Below are 24,762 nucleotides of genomic sequence, written 5' to 3'. Positions count from 1 at the left end.
GTGAGCGATCCCCATCCCGTCGTCGCCGCGGCCAGCCCGGTCGTCGCCGCCGCCAAGGACAGCACCGTCGATCGCGTGAAGGCGTCGGCGGTGCGCCTGCGGCTGTCGATGATCCCGATCATCCAGTGTTCACTGGGTGCGGCACTGGCGTGGTTCATCGCGCACAACGTCATCGGGCACCCCGACCCGTTCTTCGCGCCGACCGCGGCGATCGTCTCGATCGGCATCTCCTTCGGCGCCCGGATCCGCCGGTCGGTGGAGCTGGTGGTCGGCGTTGCCGTCGGCATCGGCATCGGTGACCTGTTCATCGCGCAGGTCGGCACCGGGGTCTGGCAGGTGGGCCTGGTGGTCGCCGCCGCGATGGCGTGCTCGGTGTTCCTCGACGGCGGCTCGATCATCACCATCCAGGCGGCGGGTTCGGCCGTGTTGGTCTCGACGCTGAGTCAGTCGTCCGGGGCCGGGCCGAGCCGGATGATCGACGCACTGGTCGGTGGCCTGGTCGGGGTGCTCATGGTCGGGCTGATCCCGTTGCACCCGGTGCGCCGCGCCCGCGAGCACGCGGCCGACGTGCTGTCGGTGATGAGCAAGTCGATGATCACCTGCGCCGACGGCCTGCTCGAACAGAACTCGGAGAAGGTGCACGAGGCCCTCTCGGCGGTGCGCGCCACCCAGAAGCAGATCGACGCCCTGCGCTCGGCGCTGGAGGGCGGCCGCGAGGTCAGCCGGATCTCGCCGCTGTACTGGAACTCCCGCAAACGCCTCGCGCGCATTCATTCGGCGGCCGATCCGCTCGACAACGCCGTCCGCAACACCCGTGTGCTGCTGCGCCGTTCCCTGACCCTGGTCCGCGACGACGAGGTGCTCGATCCGCGCCTGATCGACCTGGTCGATCAGCTGGGCCATGCCACCGATGTGGTCCGCAAGATGATGCTGGCGGACCCGGGCGAGCAGCCCGATCAGGCCGAGGCCACCCGCGCGCTGCGCAGCGTCGCCAAGAAGGCCCGCCCCGAACTCGTTGCCGGTGCCGGTCTTTCGGCGCATGTGGTGTTCGCGCAGATCCGGTCGATCGTGGTGGATCTGATGGTCGTGTGCGGGATGCAGCGCATCTCGGCGATGGCGCTGCTCCCGCCCACCGTGCCCAATCCGTATGTGACGCCCGAGGAGTGACGGCTCAGTCGCCGACGGGGGAGACCCTGGGGCGGCCGGGCCGCAGCGAGAATCGCTTGCGGTCGAAGTCCCACACCCGGTAGATCGGCCACTGCGAGGTGTGCATCACCCAGGCCCCGGTGATCACGGCGCGGTGGAAGCCCACCACGTTGTAGCCCTGGTTGGCGATGGTCTCCAGGCCGCGCAACTGGTATTTCCACCAGATGCTCGGCGGCGTCTGGCGGCGACGCGCCGAGATCTCCGCGCGCAGCCGCGGCAGCTGGTCGATGCGCAGTTTCGCCTTGGTCAGGCAGAGCGCGAGGTCGAGGTCTTCGTGCAGGTCACGACGGGTGGTGGTGGCCTCGCGCACCTGCTCCCACGCGGTCCGCCGGATCGCCATATTGGCGCCGTGCACGTTGCCGACCGGCTGGTGTTTGATCAGGCCGAGGCGCTCCTGGCCGCCGATCGCGGCGGCGAGGAAGAAGCCGATCGGGGAGTCGTGGTAGGTGCTGATGCCGGTCACCGCCATGGTGTCCGGATGCGCGTCGAGGTGGGCGCGCACGGTGGCGCCCCAGTCGGGTCCGACGAGGGTGTCGGCGTCGATGCGGCCGAGGTAGTCGCCGCGCGCCTTGTCGAAGCCGGTATTGCGGGCATGGGCGACGCCGGGATTCGGCTCGTCGATCAGTTCGATCTTCGGATGTCGGGCGGCGAGCTCGGCGACGATCTCCCGGGTGCGATCGGTGCTGCCGTTGTCGACGACGATGATCTCGTCGATGGCGTCCTGGCCGACCAGCCGGTCTAGGCAGGCGGCGATGACCGAGGCTTCGTCGAGCGCCGGGATGACGACAGAGAGAACTACGGGCGGTTCGGTGGTGCCCATACGAGTTTCCGTTCCTGAGTCGAGGCTGACCCGCGACAGGCTATCAACGCCAGAACCGGGTCATGTGGCTACCGTAGGCAGCCCACCCGTCAGGTACCCCGGAAAGTTCGAACAAAGCGTAAACAGCGTCGAAAAACACCTGGCTCAATGGTGTGAAGAAGATGACAGCGAAAAGAACGAGCATTCCGTAGGGCTTGATCTGGTCGAGCGACCGGCGCGTCTCGTAACTCAGCGAGGGCTCGATGATCCCGAACCCGTCCAGGCCCGGCACCGGCAGGATGTTCAGCAGGAACGCGGTGATCTGCAGGAACGCCAGAAAACTGAGCCCGCACCAGAACGCGGCGTGCTCCTGCATCGTCCCGAACGCGCGCACCACCACCAGCAGCACCACCGCGCACAGCAGATTGGACGCCGGACCGACCGCGCTGACCAGCCGCTGCACCCCGGACCGGAATCGCGTGGTGTCGACATACACGGCGCCACCGGGCAATCCGATACCGCCGAGCGCGATGAAAATCAGCGGTAATCCGATCGACAGCACCGGGTGGCTGTATTTCAGCGGATTCAGGGTGAGATATCCCCGCACTTCCACTTCATGATCACCGGCCCGCCACGCGACATAGGCGTGCGCGAACTCGTGCAGACACAGGCTGATGATCCAGCCGAACACCACGAGCACGAACACACCGACCTTGGCGCGCACCGACTCGATGTCGGCGTCCCAGGCCAGCGCGCCGCCGAGCACGGTGATCAGCACGATGAGCAGGAAGACCGGGCTGGGGCGGACGGCACTGTGGCCTGCCCGCCTGCCGGTGGGGAAGGAGGAGGTCATCGCACCAGGAGCCAGGGTTGTTCGAAACGATAGAAGGTCGAGCGGGGCACCTTGCGGTCGGTGGTGATCCCGTCGCGGGTGACGATCGCGCCCGGCGTGCCGAGCTGCGCGGCGCGGCCGGCGACCCAGGGGCGCTTGCGCAAACCCTTGCGGACCCTGGCGCGGACGCCGGGCATCGTCATGGTCGGTGAGATCAGCATCGTGGTCACCGTGCCGGTGAACAGCAGGGTGTCGTCGACGTAGGCCTCGCCCTCGAGCTTGGCGCCGTCGACGCCGGTGATGCTGGCCCGGCCGACGAGTACGGTGCCGGTGTCGTCGCGGATCAGCGGCGTCTCGATCGCCCGGCCCTCGAGCGCGATCTTGGCGGCGGCGTTGCCGGTCGCGGTCTGATAGACCCGCGAGGCGTAGGTCGTCTCGGTCGGCACGAAACCGACCTCGACGTGCAGGCGTTCGGTGCGCATCAGATGGGTGAGCACGGTGGCCAGGGCGGCGTCGGAGCCGAGCACGATCAGGCGCGGCAGGCTGTCGGCGGCCAGCACCGGCAGCAGTTCGTCGATCACGCCGGTGTCGGGCTGTGGCCCGGTCTGCGTGGTCGGCTGCGAGGCCAGCGCGATCGGGACCGGCATGTCACCACATCGGAGAACGTGGGTACTCAAACTGCGGTACACCCTCCTCGGTCGGGTCGACGGTTTGTCGCCCTCGAACACGGCAAACCCCCTGCCGGCAAGTAACCGTAACCGATCGTGGCACCCGCAGCGGTCCGGGGTCGGCGTGCTCGGACAGGGCAGGTCGGAGGGTCCTGATCAGGGGTCGGCTAGACTGTGTCTCCGGCCACCGCCTCAATTCGGCAGGTAGCTGCAGTACACCGTGTGCTGCCGTCGATCTGTAGGAGACGCGAAATGCCGGCAATCGTCCTCATCGGCGCCCAGTGGGGCGACGAGGGTAAGGGCAAAGCTACCGATCTGCTCGGTGAGCGGTTGCAGTGGGTCGTTCGTTACCAGGGCGGCAACAACGCAGGCCACACGGTCGTGCTTCCCAACGGCGACAAGTTCGCCCTGCACCTGATCCCGTCCGGCATCCTCACCCCCGGCGTGAAGAACGTCATCGGCAACGGCGTCGTGGTCGATCCCGGCGTGCTGCTCGACGAGCTCGCCGGGCTGGAAGAGCGCGGCGTCGACACCTCCGGCCTGCTGCTCTCGGCCGACGCGCACCTGATCATGCCGTACCACGTGGCCATCGATAAGGTCGCCGAGCGCTTCCTCGGCAGCCGCAAGATCGGCACCACCGGCCGCGGCATCGGTCCCTGCTACCAGGACAAGGTCGCCCGCGTCGGCGTCCGCGTCGCCGATGTGCTCGACGAGAAGATCCTCACCCAGAAGGTCGAGGCCGCCCTGGAATTCAAGAACCAGGTGCTGGTGAAGATCTACAACCGCCGCGCGCTGGACCCGCAGCAGGTGGTGGACGAGGTGCTCGAACAGGCCGAGTCGTTCAAACACCGCATCTCCGACACCCGGCTCGAGCTGAACCTGGCGCTCGAGCGCGGCGACACGATCCTGCTGGAGGGTTCGCAGGGCACTCTGCTCGACGTCGACCACGGCACCTACCCGTTCGTCACCTCGTCGAACCCGACCTCGGGCGGCGCGGCGGTCGGTTCCGGCATCGGCCCGAACAAGATCGACACGGTGCTCGGCATCCTCAAGTGCTACACCACCCGCGTCGGCTCCGGCCCGTTCCCGACCGAGCTGTTCGACAACTTCGGTGAGTTCCTGGCCAAGAACGGCGGCGAGGTGGGCGTCACCACCGGTCGCGCCCGTCGCTGTGGCTGGTTCGACGCGGTCATCAGCCGCTACGCCACCCGCGTCAACGGCATCACCGACTACTTCCTCACCAAGCTCGACGTGCTGTCGGGTCTGGACACCGTGCCGATCTGCGTCGCCTACGAGATCGACGGCGAGCGGGTCGAGCAGATGCCGACCACCCAGACCGAGTTCCATCACGCCAAGCCGATCTACGAGGAGATGCCCGGCTGGTGGGAGGACATCTCGCAGGCTCGCACCTTCGAGGAGCTGCCTGCCAACGCGCAGGCGTACGTGCTGCGGCTGGAAGAGCTTTCGGGCGCGCGGATCTCGTGCATCGGTGTGGGCCCCGGCCGCGATCAGACGATCGTGCGCCACGACGTGCTGGGGTGAGCTGAGCGCTGACACGCGCGAGTGATGTCGACTCGCTATCGATTTGACAGCATCCGCTCGGCTACCGCTATCGTCGCTGCGCGGTACGCGGGGACGTGCCGCATGGTGTCGAGTGTGTGAGTGGGTGTTCGGCGTGATCCGTCGGTCCGATGATGTGAACTATTCGACGGCGCGGCGAGTCGCCCGTCCGCTCGTCGGCGTGCTGCCGATGGCGCTGGCCGTGGCCTGCGCCGGCGTCGCGATCGCGGTGCCGCAGCCGGGGATCAACCCGGAGCAGCCGGGCGTGAACACGCCGGCGCCCGCCGACGAGGGCCGGTCCGATCTGGCGACGTTCGACGCTCCCGACACGCTGGAGCGTCTCGCGCCCGAACGTCCGGAATCGCGCCCGGTGCCCGAATACACCGCTCCGCCCCCGCCGATCGTCATCGAGGAGCTGCACCTCCCCGAGCCCGTCGAGCCGGTCGCGCCCATCGCCCCGCCTCCGCGCACGCTGCGCGTCGGTGACTTCACCAGCCCGGTACCCGACGAGGTCCCGGGCGAGGTCCTCGACGGCGTGAACAACTCCGCCGCCGACGTCGAGGCCGCCATCGCGACCCAGGGCCGCTCGATCGGCATCAACCCCAGCCGCTCGGACAAGATCGCCGCCGCGACGGTCGGCGGCGCACTGGCCGGTGCCGCCATCGTCGGTGCCCCGGCGGCGGCCGTCGGCGCCGTCGGTGGTGGGCTCATCGGCGCGGGCATCGGTGCCGGTGTCGGCTTCGCGGTCGGTGCGGCCGGTACCGCGGGCGCGACCGCGATCCTCGCCGGCGCTTCGGCTGTTCCTACGGCGGGTGTCGGTGCGCTGGGCACCATCGGCGCCGGTTTCGCCGCGGCGTGGCCGATCGCCGCGGCGACGACCGGTGCCGGCGCGGCGATCGGTGCCGGTGTCGGAGCGGCCGCCGGGGCCGCGGCTCTCGGTATTCCGGCCGCGGCCGGCGGCGCCGTTGTCGGCGGCGTGCTCGGCAGCGGCTACGGCGCCACGCTCTGATCGGGACTCGGCCATCGGGACGGGGCCGCCGCTCGCGGCCGCCTGGGCAGCACGGACGCGTCGGTAGTACGGTCGAGGCGGGTTCGGACGGAGGTGACGGATGACGGTGCGCGCGGGTCTGGCCTCGTCGGCGCTGCTGACGATCGCCGTGCTGTCCGGCTGTGCGTCGCCGAGCGAAACCACCCCGCCACCCAGTCCCGCGCCCGTGAGTTCGGTACTCCCGCCCGCCCAGACCCTGGCCCCCTCGCAGCAACGCAACGAGCGCATCCGGGGAATGCTGTACACCGCGGGCTGCACCAGCAACGCCTGCGTCCAGACCTACTTCGCCTGTATGGACGGCTACCTCACCGGCGAGCCGTGCCAGTTCTACCGCGACCACCCGCCGCCACCGTGATCAGCCACGGCTGATCACCACGCGGTGGTGCGGGTGCGCTCTCGCGCGACACCCGCATCGAGACGTGATCGCGCTCAGCGGGCGGTGGTGAGGAACTCGCCGATGGCCGGGGCGAGGATCGAGACCTTCGGATTGTGGCTCACGCCGGGCAGTTCGGCGAAGGTCGCGGAGGGCAGCGCCGCGGCGGCCGCCTTGGCGCCCCGGGTGAGCATCGGGGAGGTGCGGTCGCCGGCCAGGACGAGGACCGGGACCCGCACGTCGCTCCAGTCCGCGGGATCGAGCGACTTGCCGCGCATGTACGGCTGCATCACCGCCCAGTCGTGGGCCGTCGAGTTCGATGTCGCGGCAAGGTTTTTCCAGAAGGGCGTCATCCGCATCGCGCCGACCATCAGCCACGGCATGCCCATCGCCTTGGTCATGTAGTACCGCACTGTCTTGTTCCGCTTGTCCGCGGCGATCATCGGATGCAGCTTGCCCGCCAGATCCTTCGGCGGCACATGGTCTTTCGGATCGACGACGAACGGCGGCTCGAACGCGACCACCTCGGTCACCCCCGGCACCTCGCGCGCGGCCAGCAGCGCCAGCGCGGCACCCGAGGACCAGCCGAACAGCGCCGCCTTCCCGCCCGCGACCTCGACCAGCGCGGCGATGTCGGCGATCTCGTTGGCCACGTCGTACACGCCGGGGGAGTCGGCGCTGTCACCGCGCCCGCGCCGGTCGTAGTTGAGCACCGTGAGATCGAAGTCGGTCGCCAGCGTCTGCGCGAGCTCGACCATCGTCGAGTACTCGCGGAAGCTGAACGCGCCGCCGATCAGGATGACGGTGCCCGCCGTGCCGTCCCCGACCCGGTCGTAGGCAATCGTGGTGCCGTCGGCCGACGTCACAGTCTGCATCGTGGTTCCTCTCGCATTCGGGCCGTGTGACCACCGGACTCGACGGTACGCGATCGGGTCCATCGCAGGTCGGCACGGGTTTCCCCGGGTGCCGAGCGTTGCGGCACCGATCATGCAGACGGGGCGGGACTCAGGAAGTCATCGGTTCAGAACAGCATCGGCTCGCCGAAGCCGGGCGTGCGCTCGATCTCCAGCAGGCGGGCCTTGGTGCCGATGCCGCCGGGTGCGGAGAAGCCGTGCAGCGCGTGGTCGGCGGCGAGGACCCGATGGCAGGGGATGATCAGCGGAATGGGATTGCGGCCCAACGCCTGTCCGACGGCCTGGGCCGAGCCGGGGGCGCCGAGACGGGTGGCGATGTCGCCGTAGCTGAGGGTGTGACCGGGGTCGATGTCGCGGGTGATGGCGTAGACGCCCCGGTAGAACTCGGGGACTCCGCCCAGGTCGACGTCGATCCAGCGCAGCGCGTCCAGGGTGCCGGCCAGATGCGCGCGGATACCCGTGATCGCCGCGGTGATCACGGGTCCCGGTTCGTCCTCGACGACCGGCTCGCCGGCCAGCGGTCTGGTGATCCGGGCGAGCGTCTCCTCCTCGCTCGCCTCGGGCAGCTGGAACCTCACGACGGTGTCGCCGTGCCAGGCGATGGCGCACAGGCCGATCGCGGTGTCGAACAGTGCCGCGGCCACCGGTTCGGTCCGGGTTCCGGAACTCATGAGCACAGTGTGCGCCGACCCGGTGACAGATTCGGGGCTGCCCCCGGTCACGCGGCGAGTGGCCCGCGCTCACCGGAGGAGAGAAGGCCAGTTTTCGGCAACTGGACTGGATCGGCGTCGGTGGCCTCGGCCGCCTCGACGACCGGCTCCTCCTCGTGCACGCGCGCGGCGTCCAGATCGCGGAAAAGTCGCTGCTCATCGTAGGTGCCGAAGGCTCTGTCGTGCGGCAGGTACTGGAAGGGCCAGAAGGGCAGTTCGCCGCGTTTCGGGGAGAAGTGGTAGACCGCGTACCCGAAGGCTGCGGCGACGGCGAGGGCGAGGAAAGTGGTCATGACGTAAGAATCCTCCGACTGGCCTTGCCGAGAAATATCCACTTACGGAATACTGGACTTCATGGCGACAAGAGTGATCGGCGCGTCCGGCCTGGCCCGCGACCTCGGGCGGTGGCGTGACCCCGAAACCGACGGCGACGCTCCCGAGCGCCGTCCGCACCGGCCCGCCTATCTGGCCCTGGCCGAGGCCATCCGGCTGCTGATCCACGACGGCCGCGCCCCGCTCGGCGTCGCGCTGCCCAGCGAGCGGGATCTGGCCGCCACCCTGGGCGTCAGCCGCACCACCATCACCTCCACGTACTCGCTGCTGCGCGAGCACGGTTACCTGATCAGCCGACAGGGCTCGCGCAGCACGGTGGCGCTGCCGCCCGCCATCCAGCACGACGGCTCCAAGCCGACCCGGGGCATCATGGCGCTGATGGCGCAGCCCGAACTGCCGACCATCGACATGACCTACGCGGCGATGTCGGCGCCGCCGGAGCTGCACGACGCGTATTCGGCCGCGCTGCAAGGCATTCCGGCCTTTCTCGGCACGCACGGCATGGACCCGGTCGGCGTGCTGGCGCTGCGCGAGGCGCTGGCCCGCCGCTATACCGCCCGCGGCCTGCCCACCGAGCCCGACCAGATCCTGGTGACCCTCGGCGCCCAGCACGGCCTGCGGCTGCTGCTCAACGTCCTCACCTCGCCCGCCGCGCGCGTGCTGATCGAGCACCCCAGCTACCCGAACGCCATCGAAGCCATCCGCGATGTCGGCGCCCGCCCGATCCCGGTGCCGCTGCGGCCCGAGTTGCCGCACGCCGGGTGGGATCTCGACGGGCTGCGCAGCACCGCCCGGCAGACCGCGGCGACGCTGGCCTACCTGGTCCCCGACTTCAACAACCCCACCGGCCTGTTGCTCGACGCCGACGGCCGCGCCGAACTGGCCGCCATCGCGCGCGACACCAGGATGACCATCGTCGTCGACGAGTCGATGAGCGAGCTGAACCTGTCCGACGACGCCATGCCGCCGCCGGTCGCCGCGTTCGCGAAGGGCTCGGAGATCATCACCATCGGATCGGCGTCGAAGTCGTTCTGGGGCGGTCTGCGGGTCGGCTGGATCCGCACCAACCAGGCGCTGATCACCAAGCTGCTCGGCATCCGCGCCACCGTCGACCTCGGCACGCCGGTGATGGACCAGCTGGCCACCGTTCACCTGCTCGGACACGCCGAGCCCATCCTGGAGCGGCGGCGCGAGCAGTTGCGCGCCCAGCGCACCGCCCTGCTGGACGCGGTCGCCGAGGATCTTCCCGGCTGGCACATCGTGCCCGGCGCCGGTGGCATGTCGGTGTGGGCGCAGCTGCCGAGCCCGGTCTCCACGGCCCTGGCGGCCACCGCGCCCAATCACGGTGTATTGCTCGCCGCCGGACCGCGTTTCGGCGTCCAGGGCGCGTTCGAGCGGTTCCTGCGCCTGCCCTTCACCCATCCCGAGGCCGAACTGCGCCTGGCGGTGAAGTCGATCGCCGCCGCCTACGACGCGCTGACCCCGCGCGCCGCCGATCCGCTACAGCCGCTCACCTGCTACTGAGTCAGCCGAACCCGCACGAGTAGTATGTGGCCGGATGCGGACGCACCGTCTCGTACCCGGCACCGAGCATGAACAGCGTCGAGATCACGATCGCGACGGTGGTGAGCGGCACGGCGGCGGCGCGCGGGGACGGATAGCGGAACAGCAGCATCAGCAGGCACACCAGCGCGATCGTGGTGGCCGCCAGCAGCCCGGCCGCCAGGCCGTTGAGCAGACTGACCGTGATGGGGACCGGCGCGTCACTGCGGCAACGGGATTCGGCGAGCTGCGCCTGGCGATCGTCGAGCAGCGCCTCGGCCACCGCGAAGGCGAGCAGCGCGGCGCCGAAGGTGGTGACCGCGATCAACGCGGTGAGCACCTTCGGTGGCCGGTGGCCGGTTCGGATCCGTGGCCTGTCGTCGATAGTCGGTGAGACTACCGACGACAGGCCGGGAAATCAGTCAGCCCAGACCGATTCGATCGGTGTCGTCTCCGACGGCGGCGGCGTCGGCACGCCACCGGGGGTGCGGGAGAAGCGCGGCGCGGGCGCGTGCTGGACGACGCCCTCGATCTCGATCAGGCCGGTACGGGCCGCGATGTGCGGATTCTCGGTAGCCTCGGTGAAGGTGAGCACCGGGGTGGTGCAGGCGTCGGTACCGTCGAAGATCGCCGCCCACTCGTCGCGGGTCTTGGTCTTGAACTTGTCCGCGAACAGCTTGCGCAGCTGGTCCTGCCCGTTCGGGTCGAGCTGCATCGGCAGACCCTCCGGGTCGATCTCCAGCCCGGCCAGCAGCTGGGCGTAGAACTGCGGCTCGATCGCGCCGACGGCCATGTACTTGCCGTCGGAGGTCTCGTAGGTGTCGTAGAAGGCCATGCCGGTGTCGAGCAGGTTGGTGCCGCGCTCGTCGGACCACAGACCGACCCCGCGCATGCCCCACATCATGTGCGACAGGGCGAGCGCGCCATCGATCATCGCGGCGTCGATCACCTGGCCCTGCCCGGAGCTCTGCCGCTCGACCAGCGCGGCGAGCACGCCGAACACCAGGAACATCGAGCCGCCACCGAAGTCGCCGACCATGTTCAGCGGCGGCACCGGCCGCTCACCCTTGCGGCCGATGGCGTTGAGCACGCCGGTCAGCGAGATGTAGTTGATGTCGTGGCCCGCGCGATCGGCGAGCGGACCGTACTGGCCCCAGCCGGTCATCCGGCCGTAGACCAGGCGCGGGTTGCGGGCAAGCGCGTCGTCGGGGCCGAGGCCCATGCGCTCGGTGACGCCGGGGCGGAAGCCTTCCAGCAGCACATCGGCCCGCTCGACCAGGTCGAGGATCTTGGCGACGTCGGCGGGATCCTTCAGATTCGCCTCGACGATGGTGCGGCCACGCCACTGCGGGCGCTCCATGAATCCGGGCATCATGCCGGGACGCTGCACGCGGACCACATCGGCGCCGAGGTCGGCCAGCAGTAGCGCGGCATGCGGACCCGGCCCGATGCCGGCCAGCTCGATGACCTTGATACCCGCGAGGGGCCCCTGCTTGGCGGTGGACTCGCTCACGACTGCACCTCGCCGGCGCTCGGCTTCGTCATGCGCGATCGCGCGCTGTGCTTCTGGTTCGCTCGCCAAGGCTCGCTCACACCTGACCTCTGTTCATCGTCGAACGGTATTGACACTCCGACAATAGCGTCGGGATGGCGAGCCGGGTAGGGCATGGGCGAGAATCCCGGGTGGCGCGACTCGGCGTCACAATGGGAGGAACCCGGTAGTGAGCGTGTGGGGTGAGGTCATCGTAGGCCTCGTCATTCTGGTCGGCCTCGTCGGTGTGATCGTTCCGATCCTGCCAGGCGTCATCCTGATTTTCGCGGCAATCGCGGTGTGGGCCTTCATGACCGGCGGTAGCGCCGCATGGACGGTGCTCGCGATCGCCACGGTGGCGCTGGTCATCTCCGGCGTCGTGAAGTACACCTGGCCCGGCAGGCGGATGCGGGACGCGGGGGTGTCGAACAAGGCGCTGCTGTGCGGCGCGATCCTCGGCGTGGCCGGGTTCTTCGTCATCCCGATCGTCGGCCTGTTCATCGGCTTCGTGCTCGGTGTGTACCTGGCCGAGCTGTACCGGCTCAAGACCAACGACCTGGCCTGGCCCGCGACGCTACACGCGCTCAAGGGCGTCGGCCTGTCGATGCTGGTCGAGCTGTTCGGCGCGCTGATCGCCGCCGGTGTCTGGTTCACCGGCGCGATCCTGGCCTGAGCTATTCGATGACCGGCAGCGGGCGGGTGTGCTCGCCCGCGCCGGGCAGTTCGTCGCGGGGGATCGGCACCGTCGGGTTGTCGGTGCGCGGGATCGGCGTGGTCGGCAGGGGATCGGCCGCGGGCCGGTCCGCGACCGGCAGCCGGTAGAACTCCCTGGCGTTGTCCTCGAGCACGGCGTGCAGGTCGGCGCCGACCACCTGCCAGATCAGTTCCACGTCGGCGTCCCGGAACGGCCTGCCCGCCCTGGTGCCGGGCAGATCGGAGCCGAACATCAGCGCGCCCGGGTTGACGGCGTGGATCCGGCGCAGCGTCTCGGCCACGTCCATGTCGACCCGGCCGAAACCGGTGGCCTTCACCCGCGCGCCCCGATCGACCAGGTCCAGCAGGTAGGGCAGGCCCTCCTCGGACATGCCGAGGTGGTCGATCGAGAGCGCGGGCAGCTTGGAGATCACCGGTTGCAGCGAGGCCAGCATCTGGCCGTCGATGTAGAGCTCCACGTGCCAGCCGGCCAGCTCGTGCGCGCGCAGCGCCTGCAACGTCATCTCGGTGATGTCGGCGGCGGCGCGCTTGAGGTTGAACCGCAGCGCGCGCACGCCGGCGCGATCCAATTCGATGATCTCGTCGTCGGTGGCATCCAGATCCAGTCGGGTGACCCCCACCCAGCCGTCCCCGAGGGCCGCCAGCGCGGCCTTCAGATACGACTGGTCGGACCCCTGGAACGACGCGCTGACCACCGCACCACCGCGAACATGGAAGTGCTCCATACGCTTTCGATAGTCCGCGATGGTGTAGGGGTCAGGCAGGTAGCCTTCGTTCTCGATCAGCGGGAACCGCGGATCGATGATGTGGACGTGGGCATCGAACACTTGTACAGAATGCCTCGAGTTCGGCGGAATGGAACAGTTCGGCTCCGACGTCCGAGGCTAGACCTTGTTGGGCTCGGAAGCGCGCAGCATGTCCTCGCGCTCCACGACCTTCACGCGCTCACGGCCTTCCGGCTCGCCCAGCGCGCGCTCGTGCGCGTCGAGGCGGTACCAGCCCGCCCACGTGGTGAACGGGATGCCCTTGCCCTCGAGGAACGTGGTGACCGCGTCCAGCTCGGGCTGCGGCGCCGGGGTGAAGTCCTTGGCGTCGTCGAGCAGGCAGGCGATGGTCTCGTTGGCGTCGCCCTTGGTGTGGCCGATGAGGCCGACCGGGCCGCGCTTGATCCAGCCGGTCACGTAGGTGGCGGGCATGAAGCGGGCCGAGCCTTCGGCGGTCTCGTCGGAGATCACGCGGCCTGCCTCGTTGGGCACGGTGCCCGCCTGGTCGTCGAACGGCAGCTGGGTGATGTTCTGCGACAGGTACCCCACGGCGCGGTAGATGGCCTGCACGTCCCACTGCTTGAACTCGCCGGTGCCCTTGACGTTGCCGGTGCCGTCGAGTTGGGTGCGTTCGGTCTTGAGACCGACGACCTTGCCGTTTTCGCCGATGACCTCGGCCGGGGACTCGAAGAAGTGCAGGAACAGCTTGTGCGGGCGGTTGCCCTGGTCGCGGATCGCCCACTGCTCGAGGGTGTTGGCGACCATGTCGACCTGCTTGGAGTTGCGGCGGGCGGCTTCGGAGCCCTCGTCGTAGTCGATGTCCTCGGGATCGACGATGACCTCGATCGTCGGCGAGTGGTCGAGTTCACGCAGCTCGAGCGGGGTGAACTTGGCCTGGGCGGGGCCACGGCGCCCGAAGACGTGGACCTCGACGGCCTTGTTGGCCTTGAGCCCCTTGTAGACGTTCGGCGGGATCTCGGTCGGCAGCAGCTCGTCACCGGTCTTGGCCAGCACGCGCGCCACGTCGAGGGCGACGTTGCCGACACCGAGCACGGCGACCTTCTCCGCGTCCAGCGGCCACGAGCGCGGCACGTCGGGGTGCCCGTCGTACCAGGACACGAAGTCGGCGGCACCGTAGGAACCGTCGAGGTCGATGCCGGGGATGGGCAGGGCGCGGTCGGCGTTGGCGCCGGTGGAGAAGATGACCGCGTCGTAGAACTGACGCAGGTCGTCGAGGGTGATGTCGGTGCCGTAGTCGATGTTGCCGAGCAGGCGGACCTGGTCTTTGTCGAGGACCTTGTGCAGGGCGGTGATGATGCCCTTGATGCGCGGGTGGTCGGGGGCGACGCCGTAGCGGATCAGGCCGAAGGGCGCGGGCATGCGCTCGTAGAGGTCGATGCTGACATCGGCATCGGACTTCATCAATGCGTCGGCGGCGTAGATACCGGCCGGTCCTGCGCCCACGATCGCAATGCGGAGCGGGCGGGTCGCTGCACTCTGTTCGGTCATTTTCTACGCGCACCCTTTGGTCGAGAACTGTTGACGGCGTCGATTTAGCTTAGGCTAAGTTGACGATCCGGCTGCTGGCAGCTGCCTTCCGAGTCGGCAGCGCACCGCATTCTGGCGATTCTATCTGCGGCGTTGTGGCCACCCGGCGTGCGGTGTGGTTGCCCGCACCGGGTCTGTCAGGATTACAGCATGAACGAGGAGCAGACAGGCTCGGACGACCAGCCCATCGTGGTGGATCAGACCGACAAGCGTTCCATCGTCCCGTTCGTCGCGGCCGCGGTGATCGCGGTCATCGTGCTCATCGGCATCGTGCTCGGCGGTCTGCTCTCGCCCGCTGAGAAAAATGTCACAGAGGCCGACCGTCTCGCCGCCGCTGTCACCAACTATATCGACGCGCGCTCGCGCAGCGAGCTGCGTCCGCCGGCCGGTGTCGCCTGCCCCGGCTTCGACGAGGAGAAATCCGGCCTGTCGGAGCGGCTCGGCGGCCCGAAATCGGCAGTGACGATCGACAAGAAGAGTTTCGACAAGGCGACGGTGAACGGCGACCGGGCCAAGATCGACGCCACCGTGCAGATCGGCGACACGTCCGCCACCAGCACCTGGAACCTGACCAGGGTGGACGGCACCTGGCTGGTCTGCACTCCGTAGCACTGTTTGACACGGTGACCTGTGCCGGGGCAATCTCAGATCGCAAGGTCATGAGTACCAGCGCCAAGCCCCGGCTCGCTGGTCGGCAACCCTCCTCCGCGGTGGGGTGCTCCGGGTGACGACCTGGCCGTGTGCCCGGACAACCGGCACGGCAAGAGCGGATTCACGCAGGAGGTTTCGACATGACTTACGCCGGCGACATCACCCCTGAGAAGGCGTGGGAGATCCTGACCGAGCACCCCGACGCGGTGCTGGTCGACGTGCGCACCGAAGGCGAGTGGGCGCAGATCGGTATCCCCGACACCAGTTCGATCGAGCGCCCGGCCCACTTCATCGAGTGGGTCGACGGCACCGGAACCCGCAATCCGAACTTCGGCGCGCAGCTCGAGCAGGCGCTGGGTGATCGGCCGGACGGCGCGCCGGTGGTGTTCCTGTGTCGCTCCGGCCAGCGCTCCATCGGGGCGGCGACCGTGGCGACCGCGGCGGGCATCACCCCGTCCTACAACGTGCTGGACGGTTTCGAGGGCGGTCCCGACGCGTTCGGGCAGCGCGGCAGCGTCGGCTGGCGCGCGGTCGGCCTGCCGTGGCGTCAGGCATAAGGAGAACAGCATGATCACCGGTGGTTCGTTCGACAAGCCACTGCCCGAGGGCGTCGGCCCGGCCACTCTCGGCGTCCGCGGCGGCCTGCGCCGCTCCGGCTTCGAGGAGACCTCCGAGGCGCTGTACCTGACCTCGGGTTTCGTCTACGAGAGCGCCGAGGCCGCCGAGGCGTCCTTCACCGGCGAGGTCGAGCACTTCGTCTACTCGCGTTACGGCAACCCGACCGTGGCCATGTTCGAGGAGCGCATCCGGCTGCTCGACGGCGCCGAGGCCGCGTTCGCCACCGCCTCCGGCATGTCCGCGGTGTTCACCGCGCTGGGCGCGCTGCTGAAGGCGGGCGATCGCCTCGTCGCGGCCCGCAGCCTGTTCGGCTCGTGCTTCGTGGTGTGCAACGAGATCCTGCCGCGCTGGGGCGTGGAGACCGTCTTCGTCGACGGTGACGACCTCGAGCAGTGGGAGCAGGCGCTCTCGGTCCCCACCCAGGCCGTGTTCTTCGAGACCCCGGCCAACCCGATGCAGACCCTCGTCGATGTCCGCAAGGTCACCGAGCTCGCGCACGCCGCGGGCGCGAAGGTGGTGCTGGACAACGTCTTCGCCACCCCGCTGTTGCAGCGCGGCTTCGAACTCGGCGCCGACGTGGTGGTCTACTCCGGCACCAAGCACATCGACGGCCAGGGCCGCGTGCTCGGCGGCGCAATCCTCGGCGCCCAGGACTACATCGACGGCCCGGTCAAGAACCTGATGCGCCACACCGGCCCCGCGCTGAGCCCGTTCAACGCCTGGACCCTGCTCAAGGGCCTGGAGACGATGCCGCTGCGTGTGCGCCAGTCCACCGAGTCGGCGCTGCGGGTCGCCCGGTTCCTGGAGACGAACAAGTCGGTCAACTGGGTGAAATACCCCTTCCTCGAGTCCCACCCGCAGCACGCCCTCGCCACCGCCCAGATGTCCGGCGGCGGCACGGTCGTCACCTTCGAACTGGCCGGCGACGACGGCAAGAAGCGCGCCTTCGAGGTCCTCAACCGCCTGCGCATCATCGATATCTCCAACAACCTCGGTGACGCGAAGACCCTGATCACCCACCCCGCCACGACGACCCACCGTGCGATGGGCCCCGAAGGCCGCGCCTCGATCGGCCTCTCCGACGGCGTGGTCCGCATCTCGATCGGCCTCGAGGACATCGAGGACCTCCTCGGCGACCTCGACCACGCCCTGCGCTGAGTCCGCGAATGCCCCGGGTCAGCCTCTCGAAACGAGACTCGGCCGGCCGTCCTGGGGCTTTCGATCGGTTGTTACAGCGGGTGGGGACTGCAGAAGGAGCGGAAGGTCTTCCCGTCCTGCGCGGCGACATCGGCCGCGTTCAGCCAGCCCACTCCCTGGAACCAGTAGGTATCGGCGGGGTGCGCCGCGGAGTCCCGCACAATGGTCTCGATGTCGGCGGCCACGCCCGAACCCGCGTCGATCTGCGTGAGGTAGAGCTTTCTCTCGTTTCTCCACTCGAAGCCAGGAGGGAGCGGCTCCGCGATCTTCCAGCCGGGGTTCGGTCCGACTGTCAAATACTCGATATCGGTTCCCGCTCCGCTCGCGGGAACCAGAATGAGCGCGGAGTGGCTCGGCTCGAAGGCGAGAACGGCCCGTTCGGCGCCAAGGCACCGCGATCCGGTCCAGATCCGCAATTCACTATCGGTGATCCGCGCGCCGAAGGCATCCGGTAGTCCTGGCCGCAGGTCCACTTGGTCTTTGCCGAATATGCCGCAGGAGGTCAGCAGCGCAGCGATGGCGACGAGTACGGCGGGCCGGCGAATCATTTCTTGTATCCCCCGTCGTGCAGGCCCGCGTCTTCTTCGATCTCGTCGTCACTGTCGGTCCACCACGCCTTCAGACCGGACCAGGCCACCGACCCGATCATGCCTGCGTATCCCTTCTCCGCCCACTGCTGGGAGTGCCGTTCCTCGTGGTGCAACAGGCGATCCAGATCGGTCGAACTCTGCTGTGGTCCGCTCCCGTTGTCGAACCACTTACTTCCGGATTCGGCGATCTCGCGCAGCTGGCCGGCCGGGTCGTCGAGGTCATCGAGATTCATCATGAAGATGTCGCCGTAGGTGGTGCCACCCTTTTGGCTGTACAAATCCTGTAGCTCGTTGCCCCCGAGTCCCATGAGCATGCCGTTGGGTGTGGTTGCGAGCCGCCCACCGTTGCTATCGATGAACGCTACGTCTTGGTCGTAGCTCCAGTCGTTCTTGTCCTGCCGGTCGATGATCCGCTGTACTTCCGCACTGGAGTACGGCGTTTCCTCGAAGTCGTTGACGACACCCGGTACCAGGCCGGCCTTGTCGTAGTCGGTGCCCGCGTTGAGGATGTAGGTCATGAGCACCGCCTTCTGCGCATCGTCGCCGCTGGTGCCGGAAGGCATGATGAAGTAGGTCTTGCCGTCTTTGTCGGTGACCGGCTCCATTCCGTCGAGCACGGTGAAGTCCTCCGGGGTGATGCCGTGCGTGCCGGCGATCTCCACGATGGTCTCCGGTGACACGCCCCGCCGTTCCGCGCCTGCTGCAGATCGGCGGGCACGCCGGCGACGTTCTTGCCCGCCGCGAGGTCCTGGATCTCCTGGGTGGTCAGTCCCTTGGGCCGGTGCGCCATGATGGCGGCGGCCTCGGTGTAATCACCGCGCCGCAGCGCGGCGGCGAGCGCGGCACCGTCTGCGCGAAGTCCTCATCTGTGGCCTGAATACTCGACGCAGTGGCGGTCACCGCCGTCGAGATCTCGTGCAACCGATTGGTCACCCGCCAATAGGCGCCTTCGATGAACTCACCCAGCTGTACGCACGCCGCCACCACGTCGGTTCCGGCTACCGCCGTACCGAGATGATCGGATTCGCAACGGACGTCCCGTTGGTCGATCTCTCGACCGACGTCATCGAGGACCGTCACCAGCTTGCCCAATTCATCGATATCGGCCTGCAACAGCCGCCCGCCCCCGGCCTCGATCACGTTCTTGTCCGGGAACCTAACACGTCCCCCGAGATCTTGTCGTGGTGCCGGGCTGTCAACAGCCATCGTTACCGGATGGCTTGGCGCGCTGTTAGTTTCGGGTGATGAACGCCGAGGAGCGCGCGGCCTACTATGCCGAGAACGATCGCCGCAGGCAGCGGGCGCAACAGCTCTTCGACGAGCGGACCTGGCACTTCCCGATCGACGACTCGATCGAGGCGTGGGCAGGCCGCACCTACACCGGACCCGCCACCGAGCTGCCACTGCGCGAGGAGCACCGGGGTCCGTGGTCCGCGGAGGTCGGTTACGCCACGGCCATCGGCCTCACCGGGGTCATGGGGAAGATTCTCGATCGCGCGGTGGCCGACGGGATCGTGCGGCTGCCCGAACCGGGTCGGATCGATTCGGCCTACTCGACCCGGCACGAGTACTACGAGACCACCGACGGCATCGGCTACGGCTTCTATCCCGCCCGTACCGACGAGCTCATCGTCTACGCCAGCGCGGCGGTGAAGTTCGCGGCGATCGAGCGATGGCCCGAGGTCGGGCCCGATGCCGCGGTGCGGGTCGTGCGTGCGGTGATCGCCACCTTCGCCAGCCCACGGCCGGGTTTCCGGCAGGCCCCGTCGAACTGGCGGGGGTGACGGTCTTCGGCGCTACGAGGGCACTGCGGCGTCGAGGACAGCGAGCACCTCGTCGAGCTTTCCTATGACGAAGAGTTCGGTGCCGGTGTCGGTCTCGATGCGCAGGCGAGTGCGCAGGCCACCGCTGAACAGTCCACCGTCCGGACTCTGTCGGCCGATGGCACGCACCCGGCTCAGCGGTATCTCCCAGCGCTTGCCACCGGTGAGCGCGTCCAGATGATTGGGCACGAAGAGCAGGCGGGTGTCGGTCAGGGAGAGGCGTCCGCCGACGGCCCGGCCACCCTGCGTTCGATTGGCGAGCTGCTGCCAGATCACCTTCTCGGCGGCGCCCAGCTCGGGGTTACCGATCCACAATCCCATCAGTCATTCCTTGCGTCGATCCCGGCGTTCGTGCCAGAGAATCGACATCCGGTCGGGCACCGTTAATGGCGCCCGGCCGGATGCCGGGATTCAGACCTTGTCGACCTCGCCGTTGGACAACGCCTTCTGCAAGGAGTTGAAGACGGTCAGGCCCTGGCCGACCATGCCGTTGACCAGTTCGCCGACGCCGTCGGGCCCGTTGAGGACGGTGAGGTTGGCGTTGGCGAGGCCGTTGGAGGCCTGCTTGACGATTTCGGGCAGTTGCTCGATGAGCAACTGGTCCAGGGCGATCCGGTTGTTGGAGGCGGCGGCCTCGGCCTGGATGCGGGTGCGGTCGGCTTCGGCCTCGGCGAGGATGCGGACGCGTTCCGCTTCGGCCAGCGCGGGTTTCACGACCTCGGCCTGGAGTTCCTGCTCGCGCAGTTCGGCGTTCTTGCGGGCCTGCTCGGCCTGGGCGGTGAGGACTTCCTGGCGGGCGATGGCGTCGGCGAGCGGACCCGCCTGGGCCGCTTCGGCATTGGCCTTGTCGATGTCGCGCTGGTACTGCGCCTTGAGGATCGCGGTCTCCCGCTCGTACTCGGCGCGGCGGCGCAGCGATTCCTGTTCGGCCTCGGCGGCGCGCTGGGCGGCCTGAGCCTGGGCGATCTGGGCATCGCGCTGCACGGCGGCGTTGTGCGGTGCGGCCAGGGCATTGATGTAGCCCAGGTTGCCGTCGTCGATGGACTGGATCTGGAACGAGTCGACCCACAGGCCGATATTGCTCATCTCCACCTTCGAGGCGAGCAGCACCTCGTCGGCCAGCTTCTGGCGTTCGCGGATGATCTCCTCGACTGTCATCGAGCCGACGATGGAGCGCAGGTGACCGGAGAAGATGCGGCCGGTGAGCACCGACATCTCCTGCTCCTGCTCGGACAGGAAGCGCTGGGCCGCGTTGACGATCGAGGAGGTGTCGTTGGCGACCTTGAACGCGATCACCGCGCGCACATCGAGCTGGATGGCCTGCTTGGTGACGCAGCGTTCCCTGATCTCGGACTCGAACATGGCCAGCGACAGGTAGCGGACCTTGCGGAACAGCGGCACCACCCAGGTGCCGCGGCCGATGACCACCTTGAAGGGGGCGTTGTCCTTGGTCTTGGCGCCGCTGACCAGCATCGCCTCGTCGGGATCGGGAACGTGATAACCCAGCATGTTCAGTCCTCCTTGGTGAGCGGAATCCAGGCGACGACGTCGACCAGCCGGCCGGGATGCACCGCGACGATCAGAACGGTGGCACCGGCCGGGAGGGGCTCGTCGGCCCGCGCGAGGTAGGTCTCGGTTCCCCCGCGGATCGCCACGAGTACTTCGCCCAGCGCGCCCGCGGCCCGGATCGGTGACGTGAGCGTGCCCGTGAGGCCGTGCACCGGGTCGGTCATCGCGCTGAGTCTCCTTGTCTCGCATCGAATGACGTCAGCGTACGATGCGCGGCCTGCCGATGGGTTTCAATATTCTTATTGACAGCTTGCTGTCAATTATGACAGGATACTGTCATGACGATGCGAACAGTTCACATGGCCGTGTACGACACTCTCGCCGACTGGGAGGTGGGCGCCGCCACCGCGCACATCGCCAACGGTGGTTGGCATCGCGAGCCGGGCACGTTCGAGGTGAAGACGGTCGGGCTCAGCACCGAACCGATCACCACGATGGGCCGACTGCGGGTCACCCCGGACCTCGCGCTGGCCGATCTCGACCCGGCCGACAGCGTGATGCTGATCCTGCCCGGCGCGGATCTGTGGGAGGGTGAGGAGCTGGTGCCGTTCGCGGAGAAGGCGCGTCAGTTCCTCGACGCGGGCGTGCCGGTCGCCGGAATCTGCGGCGCCACCTTCGGATTGGCCAAGGCGGGCCTGCTCGATGATCGCGCGCACACCTCCAACGCGGCCGAATACCTGGTCTACAGCGGATATTCGGGTGCCGAACACTATGTGGAGGCGCAGGCGGTCACCGACCGCGACGTGATCACCGCCGACGCCATGTCGCCGTTCGAGTTCGCCAGGGAGATCTTCACCCGCCTCGAGGTGTCCGAGCCGCACGTCATCGACGCCTGGTACGCCCTGTTCGCGCACCGCGACCCGGCGGCCTACGCGGTGCTCGCCGAGTACGAAGCCGCCAACGCGTGACAGCCGGCGAGCAGGAACTGTTCTCGACCGCGGCGATCACCTCGTTCAAGCTCAACGGCCAATTCCTCGCCATCGCCGAGGAATTGGCCGCCCCGGCCGGTCTCACCGCGGCCTGGTGGCAGGTGCTCGGCGCGGTGCTCGCCGAACCGCTGCCGGTCGCGGGCATCGCCCGCGCGATGGGCATCACCCGGCAGAGTGTGCAGCGCATCGCCGACCTGCTCGTCGACAAGGGGCTGTGCGAATACCGGCCCAACCCCGCGCACAAGCGGGCGAAGCTGGTCGCGGCGACGGAATCGGGCCGCGCGGCGGTTCAGCGCATCAATCCGCAGCACGCGAGAATCGCTCGCCGCCTCGCCGACGAGCTCGGTCCGGTGGAGTTCGCGGCGATCGTGGCCGCGCTGACCCGGCTGTCCGCCGCGGTCGAGGCGATCACCGTCGCCGAGGAGTGAGGTCGTCGGCAGCCGGCACACCGACGCCCCCGTCGCCGAAGTGGCGACGGGGGCGTCGGACTGTGCGGTCGGAGCTCAGCTCTGGAGGCCGACCTCGATCTCGAGGGTGAGGGTGATCTTGTCGCCGATGACGGCGCCGCCGTCGGGCAGCGGCATGTCGATGTCGAGGCCGAAGTCACGGCGCGAGACCACGGTCTTGGCTTCGAAACCGGCGACCGGGCCGTTGCCCATGCCCTCGTTGACGCCGAGGAACTCGACCTCGAGGGAGACCGGCTTGGTGTTGCCGCGCACGGTGAACTCGCCGTCGACGACGAAGTCGCTGCCCTCGCCGCGGAACCCGGTGGACTTGAAGGTCATCACAGGAAACTGTTCGGCGTGGAAGAAGTCGGCGGTGCGCAGGTGGCCGTCGCGCTGGGCGTTGTCGGTGGTCAGCGAGTCGACCCGGATCTCGGCGTGCGCGGAGGCGGTGCCGTCCTCGCCGATGACGAGTGCGCCGTCGAAGTCGGTGAAGCGGCCGCGGACCTTGCTCACCATGAGGTGGCGTACGGAGAAGCCGACGGTGGAGTGGGCGGGGTCGATGGCCCAGGTGCCCGCGGTGAGGCCGTTGGCGATGGCGGTGGTCATGGGAACTCCTTGTGGGGGTGGGGTTCTAGCGTGGGAGGTTGGCGGCGAGCAGATCCGCGAACGGGGTCGGCTCGTCGTACGGGTCGGCGGGTCCGGCGCTGGGCCTGCCGAGGATCTGGGTGGCGAATTCGCTTGCGGCGCGGTCTATCCGGTTGTTCAGCGCCTGGTCGGCACCGTGGGCGCCCCAGTCCGACGACGCGGCGTACACGGCGGTGGGTACGACGATCGAGCGCAGGTAGGCGAACAGCGGACGCACCGCGTGTTCGAGGGCCAGCGAGTGCCGTTCGGTGCCGCCGGTGGCACCGGCCAGCACCGGCTTGCCCGCGAGCGAATCCGGTTCCAGCACATCGAAGAAGGTCTTGAACAGACCGCTGTAGGAGGCGCTGAAGATCGGCGTCACCGCGATGAGCCCGTCAGCGGTGACGACCTGGTCGATCGCCGAGCGCAGCGACGGCGCGGGGAATCCGGTGATCAGGTTGTCGGCGAGTTCGCGGGCGTGATCGCGCAGGTCGACGAAGTCGAGTTCGACCTCGGCGCCGCCGGCGCGCAGCTCTCGTGCGGTGGCGGTGGCCAGCCGGTCGGCCAGCAGCCGGGTCGACGAGGGCTGCGACAGCCCGGCCGACACCACCGCGATGCGAGTGGTCATGCGGTCACCTCCGTGGTGGTCTCGGCGGCGAGCAGCGAGGCGTGGGTCGGCGCGTCCGGCACGTGCGCGGGACGCCCGGCGGCGAATTCCTTGCGCAGCACCGGAATCACTTCCTCGCCGAGCAGGTCGAGCTGTTCGAGCACCGTCTTCAGCGGCAGGCCGGCGTGGTCGACCAGGAACAGCTGACGCTGGTAGTCGCCGAAGTGCTCGCGGAAGGTGAGCGTCTTCTCGATGACCTGCTCCGGGCTGCCCACGGTGAGCGGGGTCTGCTCGGTGAATTCCTCCAGCGACGGGCCGTGTCCGTAGACGGGCGCGTTGTCGAAGTACGGGCGGAACTCGCGGATCGCGTCCTGGGAGTTCTTGCGCACGAACACCTGGCCGCCGAGGCCGACGATGGCCTGGTCGGCGCTGCCGTGGCCGTAGTGCTCGTAGCGGCGGCGGTACAGCTCGATCAGCCGCTGGAAGTGGTCGGTGGGCCAGAAGATGTGGTTGGCGAAGAAGCCGTCGCCGTAGTAGGCGGCCTGCTCGGCGATCTCCGGGCTACGGATGGAGCCGTGCCAGACGAACGGCGGGACGTCGTCGAGCGGGCGCGGGGTGGAGGTGAACGACTGTAGCGGCGTGCGGAACTTGCCCTCCCAGTCCACGACGTCCTCGCGCCACAGGCGGTGCAGCAGGTGGTAGTTCTCGATGGCCAGCGGGATGCCGTCGCGGATGTCCTTGCCGAACCACGGGTAGACCGGGCCGGTGTTGCCGCGGCCGAGCATCAGGTCGACCCGGCCGTCGGCCAGGTGCTGCAACATCGCGAAGTCCTCGGCGATCTTGACCGGGTCGTTCGTGGTGATCAGCGTGGTGGAGGTGGACAGCAGGATCTTGTCGGTGCGGCCCGCGATGTAGCCGAGCATGGTGGTCGGCGAGGACGGCACGAAGGGCGGATTGTGGTGCTCGCCCATCGCGAACACGTCGAGTCCCACCTCCTCGGCCTTCTGCGCGATCGCGACCATCGCCTTGATCCGCTCGGCCTCGGTGGGGGTGCGGCCGTTCGTGGGGTCGGTGGTCACATCGCCCACGGTGAAGATTCCGAACTGCACGGGCCCTCCTCGACTCGCTTTGGTTGCCATGGCAACTATAACCGGCGAGGGCGGGAA

Annotated in this window: 31 protein-coding genes and 1 riboswitch; of the genes, 12 read left to right on the top strand and 19 right to left on the bottom strand. The window is 68.5% G+C overall.

The features are described from left to right. Window positions 1-1,167: an FUSC family protein gene (locus Q7X29_RS32900; RefSeq protein ID WP_218715868.1), complete on the top strand. Its 1,167-nt coding sequence runs from the start codon at window positions 1-3 to the stop codon at window positions 1,165-1,167. Window positions 1,168-1,171: 4 nt separating this feature from the next. Here the strand turns inward: Q7X29_RS32900 and Q7X29_RS32895 are convergent, their stop codons facing one another. The 3 genes from Q7X29_RS32895 to Q7X29_RS32885 are packed head-to-tail and all read right to left on the bottom strand — an operon-like array spanning window position 1,172 to window position 3,484. Continuing rightward, the gene (locus Q7X29_RS32895) at window positions 1,172-2,026 is read right to left on the bottom strand and encodes a glycosyltransferase family 2 protein (protein ID WP_218715867.1); all 855 of its coding nucleotides are present in this window, start codon (window positions 2,024-2,026) and stop codon (window positions 1,172-1,174) included. Window positions 2,027-2,069: 43 nt separating this feature from the next. Continuing rightward, window positions 2,070-2,858 carry a site-2 protease family protein gene (locus Q7X29_RS32890; protein ID WP_218715866.1) on the bottom strand — a complete coding sequence of 263 codons (789 nt, stop codon included), beginning with the start codon at window positions 2,856-2,858 and terminating at the stop codon, window positions 2,070-2,072. Continuing rightward, window positions 2,855-3,484, bottom strand: a complete 630-nt coding sequence (locus tag Q7X29_RS32885; protein ID WP_218715865.1) for a hypothetical protein — start codon at window positions 3,482-3,484, stop codon at window positions 2,855-2,857. The genes Q7X29_RS32890 and Q7X29_RS32885 overlap by 4 nt, the downstream gene beginning before the upstream one ends. 273 nt (window positions 3,485-3,757) lie before the next feature. On the opposite strand from Q7X29_RS32885, the gene Q7X29_RS32880 reads away from it, so the two are divergent. The 3 genes from Q7X29_RS32880 (at window position 3,758) to Q7X29_RS32870 (ending at window position 6,468) form a co-directional block, all read left to right on the top strand. Further along, a complete protein-coding gene (locus tag Q7X29_RS32880; RefSeq protein WP_218715864.1) occupies window positions 3,758-5,047 on the top strand; it encodes an adenylosuccinate synthase in 1,290 nt (429 codons plus the stop codon). Between the two features lie 154 nt (window positions 5,048-5,201). After that, on the top strand, window positions 5,202-6,074 hold the full coding sequence (locus tag Q7X29_RS32875; protein ID WP_316576322.1) for a hypothetical protein: 873 nt from the start codon (window positions 5,202-5,204) through the stop codon (window positions 6,072-6,074). 100 nt (window positions 6,075-6,174) lie between these two features. Beyond that, window positions 6,175-6,468 (top strand): hypothetical protein, encoded by a 294-nt coding sequence (locus Q7X29_RS32870; protein ID WP_218715894.1) that lies wholly within the window; start codon window positions 6,175-6,177, stop codon window positions 6,466-6,468. A 74-nt stretch (window positions 6,469-6,542) separates the two neighbouring features. Here the strand turns inward: Q7X29_RS32870 and Q7X29_RS32865 are convergent, their stop codons facing one another. The 3 genes from Q7X29_RS32865 to Q7X29_RS32855 all read right to left on the bottom strand — a co-directional run bounded on the left by Q7X29_RS32865 (window position 6,543) and on the right by Q7X29_RS32855 (window position 8,403). Further along, window positions 6,543-7,361: an alpha/beta fold hydrolase gene (locus tag Q7X29_RS32865; RefSeq protein WP_316576321.1), complete on the bottom strand. Its 819-nt coding sequence runs from the start codon at window positions 7,359-7,361 to the stop codon at window positions 6,543-6,545. Window positions 7,362-7,507: 146 nt separating this feature from the next. Further along, window positions 7,508-8,071: a methylated-DNA--[protein]-cysteine S-methyltransferase gene (locus tag Q7X29_RS32860; protein WP_218715892.1), complete on the bottom strand. Its 564-nt coding sequence runs from the start codon at window positions 8,069-8,071 to the stop codon at window positions 7,508-7,510. 47 nt (window positions 8,072-8,118) lie between these two features. Then, window positions 8,119-8,403, bottom strand: coding sequence for a hypothetical protein (locus Q7X29_RS32855; protein ID WP_218715891.1), 285 nt, complete (start codon window positions 8,401-8,403; stop codon window positions 8,119-8,121). Window positions 8,404-8,464: 61 nt separating this feature from the next. Here Q7X29_RS32855 and yczR point away from each other — a divergent pair, with 61 nt between their 5' ends. Continuing rightward, a complete protein-coding gene (gene yczR / locus Q7X29_RS32850) occupies window positions 8,465-9,967 on the top strand; it encodes a MocR-like transcription factor YczR (protein ID WP_218715890.1) in 1,503 nt (500 codons plus the stop codon). 1 nt (window position 9,968) lies between these two features. On the opposite strand, the gene Q7X29_RS32845 is transcribed toward yczR, so the two are convergent. After that, a complete protein-coding gene (locus tag Q7X29_RS32845) occupies window positions 9,969-10,313 on the bottom strand; it encodes a hypothetical protein (RefSeq protein WP_316576320.1) in 345 nt (114 codons plus the stop codon). A gap of 90 nt (window positions 10,314-10,403) precedes the next feature. After that, window positions 10,404-11,498 (bottom strand): CaiB/BaiF CoA transferase family protein, encoded by a 1,095-nt coding sequence (locus Q7X29_RS32840; protein WP_218715888.1) that lies wholly within the window; start codon window positions 11,496-11,498, stop codon window positions 10,404-10,406. A gap of 208 nt (window positions 11,499-11,706) precedes the next feature. On the opposite strand from Q7X29_RS32840, the gene Q7X29_RS32835 reads away from it, so the two are divergent. Further along, window positions 11,707-12,189 (top strand): DUF456 domain-containing protein, encoded by a 483-nt coding sequence (locus tag Q7X29_RS32835; RefSeq protein ID WP_218715887.1) that lies wholly within the window; start codon window positions 11,707-11,709, stop codon window positions 12,187-12,189. 1 nt (window position 12,190) lies between these two features. On the opposite strand, the gene Q7X29_RS32830 is transcribed toward Q7X29_RS32835, so the two are convergent. Then, window positions 12,191-13,057, bottom strand: a complete 867-nt coding sequence (locus Q7X29_RS32830) for an amidohydrolase family protein (RefSeq protein WP_218715886.1) — start codon at window positions 13,055-13,057, stop codon at window positions 12,191-12,193. A gap of 57 nt (window positions 13,058-13,114) precedes the next feature. Next, on the bottom strand, window positions 13,115-14,503 hold the full coding sequence (locus Q7X29_RS32825; RefSeq protein ID WP_316576319.1) for an FAD-dependent oxidoreductase: 1,389 nt from the start codon (window positions 14,501-14,503) through the stop codon (window positions 13,115-13,117). A 189-nt stretch (window positions 14,504-14,692) separates the two neighbouring features. Between Q7X29_RS32825 and Q7X29_RS32820 the strand changes: the two genes are divergently transcribed. The 3 genes from Q7X29_RS32820 to Q7X29_RS32810 all read left to right on the top strand — a co-directional run bounded on the left by Q7X29_RS32820 (window position 14,693) and on the right by Q7X29_RS32810 (window position 16,969). Continuing rightward, window positions 14,693-15,151: an Rv0361 family membrane protein gene (locus tag Q7X29_RS32820; RefSeq protein WP_218722193.1), complete on the top strand. Its 459-nt coding sequence runs from the start codon at window positions 14,693-14,695 to the stop codon at window positions 15,149-15,151. Window positions 15,152-15,197: 46 nt separating this feature from the next. Beyond that, window positions 15,198-15,315: riboswitch (SAM riboswitch) on the top strand. 18 nt (window positions 15,316-15,333) lie between these two features. After that, window positions 15,334-15,750: a rhodanese-like domain-containing protein gene (locus Q7X29_RS32815; RefSeq protein ID WP_218722192.1), complete on the top strand. Its 417-nt coding sequence runs from the start codon at window positions 15,334-15,336 to the stop codon at window positions 15,748-15,750. A 10-nt stretch (window positions 15,751-15,760) separates the two neighbouring features. After that, window positions 15,761-16,969, top strand: a complete 1,209-nt coding sequence (locus tag Q7X29_RS32810; RefSeq protein WP_218722191.1) for an O-succinylhomoserine sulfhydrylase — start codon at window positions 15,761-15,763, stop codon at window positions 16,967-16,969. Window positions 16,970-17,040: 71 nt separating this feature from the next. Here the strand turns inward: Q7X29_RS32810 and Q7X29_RS32805 are convergent, their stop codons facing one another. The 3 genes from Q7X29_RS32805 to Q7X29_RS32795 all read right to left on the bottom strand — a co-directional run bounded on the left by Q7X29_RS32805 (window position 17,041) and on the right by Q7X29_RS32795 (window position 18,804). Beyond that, window positions 17,041-17,556 carry a hypothetical protein gene (locus Q7X29_RS32805; RefSeq protein WP_316576318.1) on the bottom strand — a complete coding sequence of 172 codons (516 nt, stop codon included), beginning with the start codon at window positions 17,554-17,556 and terminating at the stop codon, window positions 17,041-17,043. Next, the gene (locus Q7X29_RS32800) at window positions 17,553-18,260 is read right to left on the bottom strand and encodes a hypothetical protein (RefSeq protein WP_316576317.1); all 708 of its coding nucleotides are present in this window, start codon (window positions 18,258-18,260) and stop codon (window positions 17,553-17,555) included. Before Q7X29_RS32800 ends, Q7X29_RS32805 begins: the two co-directional genes overlap by 4 nt. Window positions 18,261-18,363: 103 nt before the next feature. Further along, the gene (locus Q7X29_RS32795; protein ID WP_316576316.1) at window positions 18,364-18,804 is read right to left on the bottom strand and encodes a hypothetical protein; all 441 of its coding nucleotides are present in this window, start codon (window positions 18,802-18,804) and stop codon (window positions 18,364-18,366) included. A 38-nt stretch (window positions 18,805-18,842) separates the two neighbouring features. On the opposite strand from Q7X29_RS32795, the gene Q7X29_RS32790 reads away from it, so the two are divergent. Then, window positions 18,843-19,382 (top strand): hypothetical protein, encoded by a 540-nt coding sequence (locus tag Q7X29_RS32790; RefSeq protein WP_316576315.1) that lies wholly within the window; start codon window positions 18,843-18,845, stop codon window positions 19,380-19,382. 12 nt (window positions 19,383-19,394) lie between these two features. On the opposite strand, the gene Q7X29_RS32785 is transcribed toward Q7X29_RS32790, so the two are convergent. The 3 genes from Q7X29_RS32785 to Q7X29_RS32775 all read right to left on the bottom strand — a co-directional run bounded on the left by Q7X29_RS32785 (window position 19,395) and on the right by Q7X29_RS32775 (window position 21,154). Beyond that, on the bottom strand, window positions 19,395-19,742 hold the full coding sequence (locus tag Q7X29_RS32785; protein ID WP_218722185.1) for a hypothetical protein: 348 nt from the start codon (window positions 19,740-19,742) through the stop codon (window positions 19,395-19,397). Window positions 19,743-19,832: 90 nt separating this feature from the next. Beyond that, window positions 19,833-20,930 (bottom strand): SPFH domain-containing protein, encoded by a 1,098-nt coding sequence (locus tag Q7X29_RS32780; protein WP_218722184.1) that lies wholly within the window; start codon window positions 20,928-20,930, stop codon window positions 19,833-19,835. Between the two features lie 2 nt (window positions 20,931-20,932). Further along, window positions 20,933-21,154, bottom strand: coding sequence for a hypothetical protein (locus Q7X29_RS32775; protein WP_218722183.1), 222 nt, complete (start codon window positions 21,152-21,154; stop codon window positions 20,933-20,935). A gap of 120 nt (window positions 21,155-21,274) precedes the next feature. Here Q7X29_RS32775 and Q7X29_RS32770 point away from each other — a divergent pair, with 120 nt between their 5' ends. Continuing rightward, window positions 21,275-21,898: a DJ-1/PfpI family protein gene (locus tag Q7X29_RS32770; protein WP_374104931.1), complete on the top strand. Its 624-nt coding sequence runs from the start codon at window positions 21,275-21,277 to the stop codon at window positions 21,896-21,898. Continuing rightward, a complete protein-coding gene (locus tag Q7X29_RS32765; RefSeq protein ID WP_218722181.1) occupies window positions 21,895-22,347 on the top strand; it encodes a MarR family winged helix-turn-helix transcriptional regulator in 453 nt (150 codons plus the stop codon). Before Q7X29_RS32770 ends, Q7X29_RS32765 begins: the two co-directional genes overlap by 4 nt. Window positions 22,348-22,422: 75 nt before the next feature. On the opposite strand, the gene Q7X29_RS32760 is transcribed toward Q7X29_RS32765, so the two are convergent. The 3 genes from Q7X29_RS32760 to Q7X29_RS32750 are packed head-to-tail and all read right to left on the bottom strand — an operon-like array spanning window position 22,423 to window position 24,705. Next, complete coding sequence (locus Q7X29_RS32760) at window positions 22,423-22,971, bottom strand: YceI family protein (protein WP_218722180.1); 549 nt, start codon at window positions 22,969-22,971, stop codon at window positions 22,423-22,425. 25 nt (window positions 22,972-22,996) lie between these two features. After that, the gene (locus Q7X29_RS32755) at window positions 22,997-23,617 is read right to left on the bottom strand and encodes an FMN reductase (protein WP_218722179.1); all 621 of its coding nucleotides are present in this window, start codon (window positions 23,615-23,617) and stop codon (window positions 22,997-22,999) included. Further along, on the bottom strand, window positions 23,614-24,705 hold the full coding sequence (locus tag Q7X29_RS32750; RefSeq protein ID WP_218722178.1) for an LLM class flavin-dependent oxidoreductase: 1,092 nt from the start codon (window positions 24,703-24,705) through the stop codon (window positions 23,614-23,616). Before Q7X29_RS32750 ends, Q7X29_RS32755 begins: the two co-directional genes overlap by 4 nt. Window positions 24,706-24,762 lie beyond the last annotated feature (57 nt).

This window comes from Nocardia canadensis (assembly GCF_032656385.1).
GTDB classification, from domain to species: Bacteria; Actinomycetota; Actinomycetes; order Mycobacteriales; family Mycobacteriaceae; genus Nocardia; species Nocardia canadensis.
The sequence above is the reverse complement of the archived record's forward strand: the minus strand, read 5'-3'. Positions and strand labels throughout refer to the sequence as shown.

Coding starts and splice junctions, on each gene's coding strand:
- Q7X29_RS32795 (WP_316576316.1), bottom strand. CDS start 18,804: ATGGCTGTTGACAGCCCGGCACCACGACAAGATCTCGGGGGACGTGTT.
- Q7X29_RS32885 (WP_218715865.1), bottom strand. CDS start 3,484: ATGCCGGTCCCGATCGCGCTGGCCTCGCAGCCGACCACGCAGACCGGG.
- Q7X29_RS32810 (WP_218722191.1), top strand. CDS start 15,761: ATGATCACCGGTGGTTCGTTCGACAAGCCACTGCCCGAGGGCGTCGGC.
- Q7X29_RS32815 (WP_218722192.1), top strand. CDS start 15,334: ATGACTTACGCCGGCGACATCACCCCTGAGAAGGCGTGGGAGATCCTG.
- Q7X29_RS32870 (WP_218715894.1), top strand. CDS start 6,175: ATGACGGTGCGCGCGGGTCTGGCCTCGTCGGCGCTGCTGACGATCGCC.
- Q7X29_RS32780 (WP_218722184.1), bottom strand. CDS start 20,930: ATGCTGGGTTATCACGTTCCCGATCCCGACGAGGCGATGCTGGTCAGC.
- Q7X29_RS32860 (WP_218715892.1), bottom strand. CDS start 8,071: ATGAGTTCCGGAACCCGGACCGAACCGGTGGCCGCGGCACTGTTCGAC.
- Q7X29_RS32790 (WP_316576315.1), top strand. CDS start 18,843: ATGAACGCCGAGGAGCGCGCGGCCTACTATGCCGAGAACGATCGCCGC.
- Q7X29_RS32785 (WP_218722185.1), bottom strand. CDS start 19,742: ATGGGATTGTGGATCGGTAACCCCGAGCTGGGCGCCGCCGAGAAGGTG.
- Q7X29_RS32820 (WP_218722193.1), top strand. CDS start 14,693: ATGAACGAGGAGCAGACAGGCTCGGACGACCAGCCCATCGTGGTGGAT.
- Q7X29_RS32805 (WP_316576318.1), bottom strand. CDS start 17,556: ATGATTCGCCGGCCCGCCGTACTCGTCGCCATCGCTGCGCTGCTGACC.
- Q7X29_RS32865 (WP_316576321.1), bottom strand. CDS start 7,361: ATGCAGACTGTGACGTCGGCCGACGGCACCACGATTGCCTACGACCGG.
- Q7X29_RS32890 (WP_218715866.1), bottom strand. CDS start 2,858: ATGACCTCCTCCTTCCCCACCGGCAGGCGGGCAGGCCACAGTGCCGTC.
- Q7X29_RS32760 (WP_218722180.1), bottom strand. CDS start 22,971: ATGACCACCGCCATCGCCAACGGCCTCACCGCGGGCACCTGGGCCATC.
- Q7X29_RS32855 (WP_218715891.1), bottom strand. CDS start 8,403: ATGACCACTTTCCTCGCCCTCGCCGTCGCCGCAGCCTTCGGGTACGCG.
- yczR (WP_218715890.1), top strand. CDS start 8,465: ATGGCGACAAGAGTGATCGGCGCGTCCGGCCTGGCCCGCGACCTCGGG.
- Q7X29_RS32825 (WP_316576319.1), bottom strand. CDS start 14,503: ATGACCGAACAGAGTGCAGCGACCCGCCCGCTCCGCATTGCGATCGTG.
- Q7X29_RS32895 (WP_218715867.1), bottom strand. CDS start 2,026: ATGGGCACCACCGAACCGCCCGTAGTTCTCTCTGTCGTCATCCCGGCG.
- Q7X29_RS32755 (WP_218722179.1), bottom strand. CDS start 23,617: ATGACCACTCGCATCGCGGTGGTGTCGGCCGGGCTGTCGCAGCCCTCG.
- Q7X29_RS32880 (WP_218715864.1), top strand. CDS start 3,758: ATGCCGGCAATCGTCCTCATCGGCGCCCAGTGGGGCGACGAGGGTAAG.
- Q7X29_RS32770 (WP_374104931.1), top strand. CDS start 21,275: ATGCGAACAGTTCACATGGCCGTGTACGACACTCTCGCCGACTGGGAG.
- Q7X29_RS32775 (WP_218722183.1), bottom strand. CDS start 21,154: ATGACCGACCCGGTGCACGGCCTCACGGGCACGCTCACGTCACCGATC.